This window comes from Terribacillus sp. JSM ZJ617 (assembly GCF_044383785.1).
Taxonomy (GTDB): Bacteria; Bacillota; Bacilli; order Bacillales; family Amphibacillaceae; genus Terribacillus.
The window spans coordinates 640768-653837 of record NZ_JBISEQ010000002.1 but is presented as its reverse complement, the minus strand read 5'-3'; the positions used below and the strand labels follow the sequence as shown (position 1 = coordinate 653837).

Sequence of the window (13070 nt, the reverse complement as noted above, 5' to 3'; positions counted from 1 at the left end):
AATGGGGGAACATTATGTCTAAAAAAAGGAAGAAGAAGCGTGCGCTGCTTCCTTTCCGTCTCAATGTTTTGTTTGCGATTGTTTTCCTGCTGTTCTCAGCCTTGGTTCTGCAGCTCGGAGTTGTGCAGATAATCAATGGGGAAGAGCACCAGGCAGTATTGGAAGAGACGACAAATGATATCGCTGAAATTTCTGTTCCGCGCGGAATGATTTATGATAGCGAAGGAAATGTGATTGTCGGGAATGAGCCAGTCTATTCGATCACATATACTCCGCCTAAAAATGGAGATTCTTCTGAAAAACGTTTGGAGATTGCCACAAAGCTTGCCGATATCATCAAAATGGATGATAAGGCAATCGACAAGATTACCGAGCGTGAGTACAAAGAGTATTGGTATGTATTGAACTCAGACGAAGCAAACAGCAGGATCACTGCTTCAGAAAAAGAGACCCTTGATGACTCAGAAGTTTACGATCTCACTTTAGATCGGATAACGGAGGATGACTATAAGGAACTTGAGAGTGATGATCATGCCAAACAAATTATCGCCATCAAACGTGAAATCGACAGCGCTACAGAGCTTGTGCCGCATGTAATCAAAAATAAAAATGTCACCGAAGAGGAATATGCGACGATTGCGGAAAACATGGGCGAATTGTCCGGCATCAATGTTGCGACCGATTGGGAGCGTTATTATCCGTATGATGGTTCCCTCAGTGGTATCCTTGGCGGGATCAAGACCGGTATCCCAGAAGGAGAAGAGGATTATTATAAGTCACGCAACTACCAGCTTAATGACCGGATTGGTACGAGCGGACTTGAGAAGGAATATGAAAGTCTCCTGAAAGGTGACAAAAAGCGTGTCCGCTACGTAACGGATAACAGCAACAACATCGTGTCCCAGGAGGTAATCTCTGAAGGGCAGCGCGGTCAGGATCTTCAATTGTCCATCAATATGGACTTCCAGAAAGAACTGGACAAGATTGTGCGTGAAGAGTTAAAAGGTGCAATAAACAAGCATCCTGGTGCAAATCGCTATATGGAAGATGCAATGGCGGTAATGCTTAATCCGAATACAGGTGAAATTTACGCCGCAAGCGGTCAGCATTATAACCGGGAAGATAATAAGTATGAATCTGCTGATATGAATACCGTCTTCAGCGCAAATGCAGTTGGTTCCACTGTTAAGGGAGCGACATTGCTTGCGGGTTATCAAGAAGGTGTTATCGATATGGGAGACAGATTCTATGATACACCGATGAAGATTAAAGGTACTCCAGTAAAATCTTCTTATAAGAATATGGGGTCAATCAATGATTTACAGGCATTGCAAATGTCTTCCAACGTTTATATGTTCAATGTAGCATTGCGAATCGGGGGAGAATATAATTACAAGGCGAATCAATCTGTAAATTTCGATCATGATGCATTCCGGAAATTACGGAACTATTATAACCAAGTAGGTTTAGGTGTTGAAACAGGTATTGATTTGCCATCTGAATCAACTGGTTACGTTGGTACAACAGGACAGGCGGGTAACCTGCTTGACTTCTCGATTGGGCAGTTCGACACGTACACAACTATGCAGCTGGCCCAATATGTTTCTACCATCGCAAATGGCGGATATCGTATAAAACCGCATTTTGTAAGTGAGATTCATGAACCTTCGAATGAGAAGGATAAACTAGGTCCATTAGCTGAAACAAAGTCACCCGAAGTACTGAATAAAATAACGGCAACTGATGAACAAATCGAACAAGTAAAAAAAGGGTTCAAGATGGTGTTTCAGACGCAAAACGGAACTGCCTATAGTCATTTGAGTGAGAAAGCAAAGACTTATGATATTTCCGGTAAGACAGGTACGGCTCAGACTAGTATCAATGGCACAGAATTAGAAAACCTTACATTGATTGGATATGCAGATTCTGAGAACCCTGATATTGCCTTCGCTATCATGGTGCCAAACACTGGCGTAATTAATGGCGGTGGACAATATCCTATTACCTACAATATAGCCAACCGCGCACTTGAATACTATTATGAGCATACAGCTCCGGACGATGAAGACAAAAACGAATAATAATTATACCCAAAGAACCACTCCAATAAACGGGGTGGTTCTTTTTTTTTCAACAAATTAATACTTAAATTTACACAACCTTTACATTCCGTTTATTTTTCCTTAATAGAGACAAGTTAATATTGTACTTGTAAGGCAAATGAACTAATCGAATCACTTAGGGGGAAAATTAAACATGAAGAAGATGAAACTATCTGTATTGCTTGCAATGTTCGCACTAGTTATCGGTGTACTTGCAGCATGTGGCGGTAACGCTGGCGGCGAAGAAACAGAAGGAAACACAAGCGGGAACAGCAATAGCGGCGGCGGAGAAGCTTCTGAAACTTCCATCGTTGTAGCAGGTTCCAGTGCGATGCAGCCTCTAGTAGCAGCAGCAGCTGAACAATACAAAGCTGATAACGCTGATGCAGACATTCAAGTTCAAGCAGGTGGTTCAGGTGCTGGACTAAGCCAAGTTCAGGAAGGTTCTATCGACATCGGTAACTCTGATGTATTCGCTGAAGAGAAAGAAGGCATTGACGCTGGAACTCTTGTTGATCATCAAGTAGCAGTAGTTGGTATGACTGCAGCTATCAACCCTAAAGCAGGTGTGGATGATCTTACAAAACAGCAGCTAATCGATATCTTCACTGGTAAGGTTACGAACTGGTCTGAAGTAGGCGGAGAAGATCAAGAAATCACACTTGTTAACCGTCCTGATTCTTCTGGTACACGTGATACTTTCGTGAAATACGCACTTGATGGCGAAACGCCGGCAGAAGGTATTACAGAGGATTCTTCCAACACTGTTAAGCAAATCGTTGCTGATACAGATGGAGCAATTGGCTACTTGGCACTATCTTACTTCGATGACGATACTATCGTAAAAGCTAAAATCGATGGTGTTGAAGCTACAAACGAAACAATCGGATCTGGTGACTTCCCAATCTGGGCTTATCAGCACTCTTATACAAACGGAGAGCCTGAAGGCCTAGCGAAAGAATTCCTAGATTATATGCTAAGCGACGAAGTTCAAACTACAATCGTACCTGAACAAGGCTACGTTCCAATGACTGACATGAAGGTTGAACGCGACGCGGAAGGAAACATTACTGAAAAATAATATCTAAAACATAAGGTAGATGCAGTGACATACTGCATTTACCTTACTGTGGTTATAAATTAGCTATCACAGACAGCGGGAGGCCTTTTTTAGGGTGTTCCTTTCCGCTGTTTTCATGAGGAGTTGTAGAAGTTGGCAAAAGCATCAGTATCTCCATCAGCTGAAGAACGGCTGATACTAACTAAGAAAAACAGACGGTGGGACGAAGTACGCGGACGTTCCCTCGTTACTATATGTGCAGTAATTATGATTGCTGCTACCATTGCAGTTACTGTTTTCCTTGCGCAAAAAGGACTTCAGTCATTTACTGTCAATAATATTAATCCAATCGCATATTTAACTAGTGCGAACTGGAACCCAACAGGTGGCGAGAATGCATCATTCGGTATATTTCCATTTATTTTCGGCTCATTAGCCGTTACTTTCCTATCAGCTCTAATTGCAGCGCCACTAGGCATCGGGGCAGCGATATTCATGTCTGAAATCGCACCGAAATTTGGTAAAAAAGTACTGCAGCCGGTTATTGAATTATTAGTAGGTATACCTTCTGTAGTATATGGTTTCATCGGACTAGTTGTCCTAGTGCCATTATTGAGAGATCATTTTCCAGGTATCGGGTTTAGTTTGTTTGCAGGTGTCATCGTCCTTACAGTTATGATTCTCCCTACGGTTACTACTATAGCAACAGATGCCATGCGCTCATTGCCGAACAGCTTACGGCAAGGTTCACTTGCGCTAGGCGCGACACGCTGGCAGACAATTCGTAAAGTATTGATTCCGGCAGCATTACCATCACTGCTTACAGCCATCGTATTGGGAATGGCACGTGCATTCGGCGAAGCATTGGCTGTACAAATGGTTATCGGTAATACACGAGATATTCCGGGCAGCATTTTTGACACAGCTGGAACATTGACAACAATTGTTACATTGAATATCGGACATACGACATATGGCAGCATTGAGAATAATACACTTTGGTCTATGGGTCTCATCTTGCTGATCATTTCGTTCGTATTTATCTTTATTGTCCGTTACTTGTCCGGTAGGAGGAAAATCTAATGAACAGCAGAATCACAGATCGTATCGCAACAGGTGTATTTTACACGATCGCAGCAATCATGGTTGCATTGCTGCTTTACCTATTCTATTTCATATTATCTAATGGATTGCCACAGGTGACATGGGATTTCTTGACGTCTCCTTCCAGCTCCTATCAAGCTGGCGGCGGTATCCGTGACCAATTATTCAACTCCTTGTATATCCTGTTTATCACAATGGTCATCACAGTACCACTAGGGGTATGTGGCGGGATTTACATGGCAGAATACGCAAAACCAGGCAAAATCACGAATTTTATCCGTACGTGTATCGAGATGCTGGCTTCTTTGCCTTCTATCGTCGTAGGTTTGTTTGGTCTTTTGATCTTTGTAAACATCACTGGCTGGGGCTACACAATCATCGGCGGTGCTTTGGCACTTACTATCTTTAATATTCCAGTAATGGTGCGAGTAACAGAGGATGCGATCCGGAGCGTACCGAAAGAACAGAAAGAAGCGAGCTTAGCTTTAGGTATTACAAGATGGCATACAATTAAGACAGTTATACTTCCCTATGCTTTCCCAGGTATTCTAACAGGTGCAATTCTAGCTTCCGGCCGTGTATTTGGAGAAGCAGCGGCATTGCTTTATACAGCAGGCCTTTCAACACCGACACTTGATTATGGAAACTGGAATCCATTCGCAGAGAATTCTCCGCTGAACATTTTCCGACCAGCTGAAACACTTGCCGTTCACATCTGGTCTGTTAATACACAAGGACTTATTCCAGATGTACGTGAAGTAGCTAATGGAGCATCAGCGGTTCTAGTCATTGCTGTACTTGTGTTCAATCTCCTCGCTAGATGGTTGGGCAGTGTCATCCATAAGAAGCTAACAGCAGGTAAATGATGAAGAGAGGAGTTCGTGACATGAACTATACAGCAGATAAACCAACAGAAACGAAAACAGAAGATGATATGGCTGCATCCACTACAAGAGCTTCCAAGAAAGAAGTCGTACTTGATGTAAAGGATCTCAGCATTTTCTACGGTAATAATGAAGCGGTGAAACGGGCAAATATGGGTATCGAAAAGAACGCAGTAACAGCACTGATCGGACCTTCCGGCTGTGGAAAATCTACGTTCATCCGCTCCATCAATCGGATGAATGACTTGATCCCTTCCAGCCGAGCAGAAGGTGAGATCATTTATGACGGAATCAATATTCTTCGTGATGATATCAATGTTGTTGCATTGCGTTCTGAAATCGGCATGGTGTTCCAAAAACCGAACCCATTCCCTAAATCCATCTACAACAACATTACACATGCATTGAAATACAATGGTCAGAAAAATAAGAAGGTCCTAGACGAAATTGTTGAGGAAAGCTTGCGCAAGGCTGCTTTATGGGATGAAGTGAAAGACCGTCTGCATCAATCAGCTTTGTCTTTATCCGGTGGTCAGCAGCAGCGTCTGTGTATCGCACGTACGTTGGCAATGCAACCGCAGATTCTCCTATTGGATGAACCTGCATCTGCGCTTGATCCAGTATCCAATTCCAAGATTGAAGAACTTATCCTTCAGCTGAAAGAAGATTATAGTATTGTCATCGTTACACATAACATGTCACAGGCATCTCGTGTATCTGATAAGACCGCCTTCTTCTTAAATGGGGATGTCGTAGAATACGATGATACGAAAAAAATCTTCACTAATCCTTCTGAAACGAAAACAGAAGAATATATTTCCGGTAGATTCGGGTAGGAGGAACGACAGCTATGCAAGTGGCAGCAGAGAAAGAGACAATTTTCCAAGTGAATGATTTGAACCTATGGTATGACGACTTCCATGCATTGAAGGATGTTAGCCTGGAAGCGTTGAATAATGAGATTTATGCTATTATCGGTCCATCCGGTTGTGGTAAATCCACTTTCATCAAGACACTTAATCTAATGATCAATATGGAGCCAGGTGTCCGTATGACTGGTGAAATCAATTACAAGAACAAAAACATCCTTGATTCCAGAGTTGACTTGGTGGATTTACGTCGTAAAGTAGGGATGATTTTCCAAAAAGGTAACCCTTTCCCGCAGTCAATTTACGATAATATAGTGTATGGACCAAAAATTCACGGTGTTAAGAAGAAAAGTGAATTGGATGAAATCGTAGAAACCACTTTGAAGGATGTTGCACTTTGGGATGAAGTAAAGGATCGCCTGAAGTCTTCTGCAATGGGTCTTTCCGGTGGTCAGCAGCAGCGTTTGTGTATTGCGCGTGCGCTTGCAACGAAACCGGATGTCGTCTTGATGGATGAACCGACATCTGCATTGGATCCGATTTCCACTTTGAAAATCGAGGAGCTTATGACGGAGCTTAAGAAAAAGTATTGTATCGTCATCGTGACACATAATATGCAGCAGGCTTCCCGTATTTCAGATAAAACAGCCTTCTTCCTGCATGGTCGTGTTGTGGAGTCGGCGGAAACGGGTAAGATATTCTCTAACCCGGAAGATAAGCGGACTGAAGATTATATTAGTGGACGTTTCGGTTAATTACGTATTGGAGGAGAACGTATGGTAGCGAGAGAGCAATTTTCAGCAGATTTGGAATCAATCCAGAAATCAATTATTTCTTTTGCATATGAAGTAGACACAGCTTTGAAGCAAGCTATAGACGCATTATATGAGCGAGACAGTGATCTAGCTTATAAAGTAATTGAAAATGATGATTTATTGAATGAACGCGATCAGGAAATAAATGAAGCTACGATCCAATTAATTGCGATGCAGCAGCCTGTTGCGACAGATTTGCGACGCTTGGTTGCTTTCCTTCGTGTATCTTCCGACTTGGAGCGGATGGGTGACCATGCAAAAAATATCGCGAAAAGCGTAAACCGATTGAATGTATTAAGCCCGTATGACATTCCACCGGCAATCCGTGATATGCAGGAAGTTGTCAGTAAAATGATTCATAGTGCTGTACAAGCCTTTGAAGAAGAAGATATCACTAAAGCGAAAAAGTTGGCTGATTTGGATAATGTGGTAGACAGTATGTACGGTGAACTATTCCGTGACATGCTGGATGAGCGTAAGGCGCAGTCTGGGAAACATCAACAGACGATGCAGCTTGTCTTTGTTGGGCGCTTTGTTGAGCGTGTAGGAGACCATATAACGAATATCGGAGAAAGTATCCTATATCTTGTTAAAGGTACTGCAGTTGATTTAAATAAATAAGAAGCAGCGGCATATGCCGCTGCTTCTTATTTTGTCATCAATTTAGCAATGTCATCGTATCCCATATCGGAACTTAATTGATAGTTGCCGACTTGCAGTGATTCACTTGCTTCTGTAATGTCCAAATACGTACGGAATGCGGATGCATCCTCGATAATACTGGCTTTTTGAAGTGCAGATGCTACGTCTTCGCTAGTCATGCCAGTTTCCAGCTTAAGAGTAAATGTTTTTTGCTCTTCTTTTTCTGGCTGTTCCGGTGTTTTCTCTTGTGCATCCTTAAGCTGATCATAATCTTTTTTAGTCAGCACATGGTAGTCGTTTTCTTCAAGCTCTTTTTTCATGTTATCTATACTTGGCTTTACAGTTTCGACTGCAGCTGAAGCTGTTGCAGTTTCTTCCGTTTTAGGATCTTCACTAAAATGAAACGCAAGCATACAAATGCCTGCTAAGAGAAGAGCAGTTGCGAACCCTCGGATCACTTGCTTCATAGCTGAACTCCTGCCTGTTTAGCGATGCGGTATACATCTTCCTCAGCCAGACTTGTCTGCGTGGCAATTTCCTTAATGGAATATCCTTGCTGCTGAAGCTTCAAAATTTGCTGAAAGATAGCGGGTTTTTGTGACGCCTTATTTTGTTTGGGCTCATGCTGTACAGTCGGCAGCAGCTCTTCTTCCAGAATCTTGACTTTCTTATTCAACGTATATGTTTCTTGCATAGTCGAAAGGGTCAATTGTTCAATTTGTTGATCCAGTTGTTTGAATTTATCTTGCATGAAAAAAGAGAAAATCCATAATATGATACCGGCTGCAACAAAAGCGATAGCAGCAATTAACATGTTAGTATAAACCTCCTACTTATTGCTAACCTAGTTATACCATATCAAGCAGATGCAGGATATATAGTTTTCGACAATTTTCACTTTTCTTCTGAAATAGTTATCGTTAACGGTTGCTTACCTTACATAATTCTGCTATTATTAGATGGTCTGAAGATCGTTAAGTTTTCATACACTTATTTAAGATTGTTGGGAGGGATTATACATGCGTGTAAACATTACTCTCGCCTGCACAGAAACAGGAGATCGTAACTACATTACAACAAAAAATAAGCGTAAACATCCAGAACGCATGGAGCTTAGAAAATATAGCCCACGCTTGAAAAAGTATACGCTGCACCGCGAAACAAAATAAGCTCGACTAAAAAACTCCCCCTTCATTTGGCGGGAGTTTTTTTACATAGTAAGGAGGCAGGGAAGATGGGAGAAAAAGAAAAACTTCGACAGGAAGGACTACGTTTGCTGAAGGAAATGCCGCTTACAGATAAGCTGCATGTTGAGCATCGGCTTGCAGAGCTCCTCTTTGCTTCTTCCATCTGGAAAGATGCAAAAAGCATTGGCCTGACGATGGCCCTGCCGCATGAGTGGGATACAACGAAGCTTATCCAGCAAGCATGGCTCGAGAAGAAGAGAATATGTGTCCCACTTACAATTGAAAACCGAGGTATGCAGTTTTACCACATCGAAAGCTATAATCAATTAACGGACGGAGCGTTTGGCATCAAAGAACCGATCGCCGAACGTTGCGAACCGGCTTCGAAGGATGAAATGGATCTTCTGATAGTGCCCGGCCTTCTTTTCGATACATCAGGTTATAGGATTGGTTATGGCGGCGGATATTATGATCGTTATCTAACCGATTATCAACATAAGTCTTTGTCTCTTGCAAGCAGCCGGCAGATTAAGCAGTCACTGCCTGTTGGACCATTAGATCTTCCGGTGGACCATCTTTTGACAGATGATGGTTTTCTGTTATAACCGAATAGGAGTATTCGGCTTAGGGTTAAACTAGGCTTATCCCAGAGGAAAGGAAGAGTGCAGATGTGGAAATCCCTCATCACAACATTAACGTTGGCAGCAAGTGTCGTATTCTTGATACGAGAGCGGTATCGAGTGCTGAATGCACTTTTAGCCGTAACGGTTCTTCGCAAAGGTCTTATACGGCTTTCAATGGGATTTGAGCCCCTACGTTCCCGTATGCTCCCGATTTTATTTAAACGCTCAGTGTAAACTGGGCGTTTTTCCATGACTTTTTTGATAAACTGTAGGCAAGAGGGGGAGAGGTATGACCTACAACGAAGAAACGGCCTATTATAAGATGATCAATCATTTGTTAGCCGTTCATGGTTTTACATTGGCGAGAGCTGAAGACGACTTAAGAGTTTGTTGGCTCGAGAAGAAGCAGAATGGTATCACCCATGTTGTGAAACTTAATTATAGAACCTTTACTTGGGCAAATCATTTAAAACAGGATATTTTGAAAACGGCGAATCAGATACAGAATATGAGCAAAGGATTGTTCGCCAGGAAGACGCGTATCTATAATGTCTATTTTGGTGAACAGGAACCTGCGGATGATTGGTCGAAGCTAAAAAAACCTATGATCATCAAAAGTAAGCGTCCTATCCCGATGCAGCTTTATTATTTAGATGGCAGCTCATATGAAAAAGAGTCGGAGAAGCTATTTCGTCATTTGAAGCTTGATGACAAGGTTTCTTTGACTTCTGCTGATGAACATGAGCTTGAGGTGGAGAAGAGCAGACTCCGCAGCTTGCTTGTTCAGCAGCAGCAGGCAGACCAAGCCGTCTTTCATCGAAAAAAGCCGCTTTTGGTCTTTATACTTATCGGAATTTGTGTCGTAATGTTCCTCTTGGAAACACTGCTTGGAGGCTCGACCGACTCTGCAGTGCTTATTGAGCTCGGAGCGAAATACAATCCATTGATTCTAGCCGAAAATGAATGGTGGCGAATCATCTCCTCGATGTTTTTACATATCGGGGCCTTGCATCTTTTGACAAATATGCTGTCATTGTATTATCTCGGTACATTGACAGAGCAGATATTCGGTCATCGTCGTTTCTTCTTCATCTACATTTTAGGAGGAATCATAGGCGGACTGGGAAGCTTTGCTTTCTCAGATAGTCTTAGTGCAGGAGCATCAGGTGCGATTTTCGGATTGTTTGGAGCGCTGATATATTTTGGTGTTGTTTATCCGAAATTGTTCTGGCGTACGATTGGGAACGGTTTGATCGTCATCCTGCTTATTAACTTAGTGATCAGTTTCTCTGCTAGTCATGTGATTGATGTATTCGCGCATCTCGGCGGCTTGGCAGGAGGCTTTGCCAGTGCTTTGCTCGTTGGCTTGCCTGGTAAAAGAAATACAAGAGCGCGCATTGGCGGTACACTTTTGTCCATTGCATTTATTGCTGGTCTCATTTGGTATGGATTTACTGGACCAGTAAATGATGCACTGCGTCACGTTCTTAACGTGGAAGATGCACTAAGACAAAACGATTATTCTTCTGTGATTTCCGATGCGACCCTAGCTTTGAGTGAAGGGGAATCTGTATATGAACCGATGCTTTTATTCAATCGTGGTTTAGCTTACTACAAGACTGGTGACATGGATAAAAGCGCACAGGACTACGAGCGACTGGTGGCATTAACCCCGGAGGATCATGCTGCTCATTATAATTTGGCGCTTGTCCTCCAGGCAGAAGGAAAATTGGAGGAAGCTATGAAGCATGCAAAGAGAGCAGTCGAGCTTAAGCCTGATGACAGCCAGTATGAACAGCTCCAACAGAATCTCTCTCAATAATATTGCAGCAGCTCTCTGTGCTGACCTGTCTCATCCTGATAGAGGACGCGCAGATGCTTTCCTGATTTATCAAACAGCAAAAGCGGGATATACGTAGCTGCTGTGCCTTTTTCCACTGCTGGACCAATCGGCAGTATATAATTTTGATACAGTCCTTCCCATAGCCTGCTGATAATCTCCTGTCTTTCCTTATCTTCTGAAAGTCCTGGGATTTTCGTTAAGTCGGCTGTCGGCAGAGCGGTGAGTGGTAGCTCGGTGTATTGACTTGCTGGAATGGATAATTGTTGTTTCGCATCGTTCCAGACTTGCTGAAGTGTCCGGCTCGTTTCTGTTTTCGCAATCTGACGTGACTGCATTTCTTTTTCATTTTTTGGAAATGAGAAAAGTTCGTGCGTACCAGATGTGTAGGAGCGAACACCGGACATTTTGAATGTGCTGGTAATTTGATTCTTATGCAGTTCAGCAAAATGAAAAGAAACTGCATCGAGCTGCTTATTCGGCTGAAGTCTATGTGTCTTCTCCTGTGTAAGCCGACTGGCGGGGTGCTGCCATTTATTCATTACGCCAACCAATCGGCCATTTTCGTATAAGAGGCCGACATCTTGCCGTAAGTATGCTTCGGTATCGAGTGTGCTTATCAGACGCCAATGGATGCGCCGGAAATCGACTTTCTTCATGGAAGTCGATGTATCGATAAAAGCAGCAGAGCTATCAAGCGGAAAGTGCTGAATGACAGGCTGCGGCTGCTGCATACGAATGATATAAGTGGAGAACAGGACGATGGAAAAAAAGACGCATCCAATTATAAGCCATTTTCGCATTTGTTTTCCTCCTCATTGGACAAACTCTCGCTTATTGATACTATGTAATAGACCGATATGTTATGAAAGAGGGGATACGAATGAAGCGAATAGATCGAATATCAGAAACATTGGAAAATCTAGTGCATATACCAAGTCCTTCAGGTTATACGGAACAGGCGATTGACTTTTGCCGCAGTGTGGCAGATTCACTTGGATACCATTCAAAGGTGACGAATAAAGGCAGTCTACTTATTACGGTACCAGGTAAAGACACAGCTCACCACCGACTGCTGACTGCGCATGTTGACACACTAGGCGCCATGGTCAGAGGGATAAAAGCAGATGGTACATTGTCCTTGGCAATGATAGGGGGATTCCGCTGGAACAGTGTCGAAGGGGAATATTGTACGATACATAGCAAAGATAATGCCTTCACTGGCACAATACTGATGCATCAAACATCTGTTCATGTTTATAAGGAAGCTGGAGAAGCAAAACGGGACGAGAAGAACATCGAGGTCCGCATCGATGAACAAACAACATCTCGTGGCGAAACAGAAGCTCTCGGGATTCGTGTAGGAGATTTCGTGTCGTTCGATCCGCGTTTTGTTCGTACTGACTCAGGATTCATTAAATCAAGACATTTGGATGACAAAGCAAGTGTCGCAATTCTGCTTGAATTGCTAAGAGGACTGAAGGAAGAAAACCTGCAGCTGCCATACACCACACATATGCTTATTTCTAATAATGAGGAGATTGGTTATGGAGGAAATTCAAGCATTCCATCGGAGGTAGTGGAATATATCGCAGTCGATATGGGAGCGATCGGAGACGGTCAAGCCACTACAGAATATGATGTATCCATCTGTGTAAAAGATTCAAGCGGACCTTACCATTATGCATTGAGAGAACAGCTTGCAGAGCTCGCTCAATCCAATGGTCTGCCATATAAGCTGGATATATATCCATACTACGGATCGGATGCATCAGCCGCGATACGTGCAGGATACGATATCCGCCACGGTCTTATCGGACCTGGTATTGCTGCATCCCATGCATTTGAACGCACACATGAAAGTGCTTTGACTGCTACATATACTTTGCTGGATGCTTATTTGAAGAGCGATATGTTTTAATTGTAAAGAATTGACTTGAAGTC

Annotated in this window: 15 protein-coding genes; 12 read left to right on the top strand and 3 right to left on the bottom strand. The window is 42.8% G+C overall.

Going from position 1 to position 13070, the window contains the following annotated elements; all coding sequences use genetic code 11:
- Positions 1–14 precede the first annotated feature (14 nt).
- From ACH6C1_RS09545 to phoU, 7 genes are all read left to right on the top strand, one after another.
- Entirely contained in the window at positions 15–2081 is a 2067-nt protein-coding gene (locus ACH6C1_RS09545) for a peptidoglycan D,D-transpeptidase FtsI family protein (protein ID WP_374076603.1), read from the top strand.
- Between the two features lie 175 nt (positions 2082–2256).
- Positions 2257–3183: a phosphate ABC transporter substrate-binding protein gene (locus ACH6C1_RS09540; protein WP_095222519.1), complete on the top strand. Its 927-nt coding sequence runs from the start codon at positions 2257–2259 to the stop codon at positions 3181–3183.
- A gap of 132 nt (positions 3184–3315) precedes the next feature.
- A complete protein-coding gene (gene pstC / locus ACH6C1_RS09535) occupies positions 3316–4245 on the top strand; it encodes a phosphate ABC transporter permease subunit PstC (protein ID WP_095222520.1) in 930 nt (309 codons plus the stop codon).
- Positions 4245–5132, top strand: coding sequence for a phosphate ABC transporter permease PstA (gene pstA / locus ACH6C1_RS09530; RefSeq protein ID WP_095222521.1), 888 nt, complete (start codon positions 4245–4247; stop codon positions 5130–5132). Before pstC ends, pstA begins: the two co-directional genes overlap by 1 nt.
- A gap of 68 nt (positions 5133–5200) precedes the next feature.
- Positions 5201–5986, top strand: coding sequence for a phosphate ABC transporter ATP-binding protein PstB (gene pstB / locus ACH6C1_RS09525; RefSeq protein WP_366249921.1), 786 nt, complete (start codon positions 5201–5203; stop codon positions 5984–5986).
- A gap of 14 nt (positions 5987–6000) precedes the next feature.
- A complete protein-coding gene (pstB, locus tag ACH6C1_RS09520; protein ID WP_095222523.1) occupies positions 6001–6774 on the top strand; it encodes a phosphate ABC transporter ATP-binding protein PstB in 774 nt (257 codons plus the stop codon).
- 21 nt (positions 6775–6795) lie between these two features.
- Positions 6796–7455 (top strand): phosphate signaling complex protein PhoU, encoded by a 660-nt coding sequence (phoU, locus tag ACH6C1_RS09515; protein ID WP_095222524.1) that lies wholly within the window; start codon positions 6796–6798, stop codon positions 7453–7455.
- Positions 7456–7481: 26 nt separating this feature from the next.
- Here the strand turns inward: phoU and ACH6C1_RS09510 are convergent, their stop codons facing one another.
- Positions 7482–7943: an endolytic transglycosylase MltG gene (locus ACH6C1_RS09510; protein ID WP_374076599.1), complete on the bottom strand. Its 462-nt coding sequence runs from the start codon at positions 7941–7943 to the stop codon at positions 7482–7484.
- Positions 7940–8290 (bottom strand): hypothetical protein, encoded by a 351-nt coding sequence (locus tag ACH6C1_RS09505; protein ID WP_366247158.1) that lies wholly within the window; start codon positions 8288–8290, stop codon positions 7940–7942. The genes ACH6C1_RS09510 and ACH6C1_RS09505 overlap by 4 nt, the downstream gene beginning before the upstream one ends.
- 205 nt (positions 8291–8495) lie before the next feature.
- Between ACH6C1_RS09505 and rpmG the strand changes: the two genes are divergently transcribed.
- The 4 genes from rpmG to ACH6C1_RS09485 all read left to right on the top strand — a co-directional run bounded on the left by rpmG (position 8496) and on the right by ACH6C1_RS09485 (position 11108).
- A complete protein-coding gene (gene rpmG, locus ACH6C1_RS09500) occupies positions 8496–8645 on the top strand; it encodes a 50S ribosomal protein L33 (protein WP_038561326.1) in 150 nt (49 codons plus the stop codon).
- A 65-nt stretch (positions 8646–8710) separates the two neighbouring features.
- Positions 8711–9268 carry a 5-formyltetrahydrofolate cyclo-ligase gene (locus ACH6C1_RS09495; protein ID WP_374076596.1) on the top strand — a complete coding sequence of 186 codons (558 nt, stop codon included), beginning with the start codon at positions 8711–8713 and terminating at the stop codon, positions 9266–9268.
- 63 nt (positions 9269–9331) lie between these two features.
- Entirely contained in the window at positions 9332–9520 is a 189-nt protein-coding gene (locus ACH6C1_RS09490) for a hypothetical protein (RefSeq protein WP_141234134.1), read from the top strand.
- A gap of 55 nt (positions 9521–9575) precedes the next feature.
- Positions 9576–11108: a rhomboid family intramembrane serine protease gene (locus tag ACH6C1_RS09485; protein WP_374076594.1), complete on the top strand. Its 1533-nt coding sequence runs from the start codon at positions 9576–9578 to the stop codon at positions 11106–11108.
- On the opposite strand, the gene ACH6C1_RS09480 is transcribed toward ACH6C1_RS09485, so the two are convergent.
- Positions 11102–11929 (bottom strand): hypothetical protein, encoded by an 828-nt coding sequence (locus tag ACH6C1_RS09480; RefSeq protein WP_374076593.1) that lies wholly within the window; start codon positions 11927–11929, stop codon positions 11102–11104. The two genes, ACH6C1_RS09485 and ACH6C1_RS09480, sit on opposite strands and share 7 nt — an antisense overlap.
- 80 nt (positions 11930–12009) lie before the next feature.
- Between ACH6C1_RS09480 and ACH6C1_RS09475 the strand changes: the two genes are divergently transcribed.
- Positions 12010–13047 carry a M42 family metallopeptidase gene (locus ACH6C1_RS09475; protein WP_374076591.1) on the top strand — a complete coding sequence of 346 codons (1038 nt, stop codon included), beginning with the start codon at positions 12010–12012 and terminating at the stop codon, positions 13045–13047.
- Positions 13048–13070 lie beyond the last annotated feature (23 nt).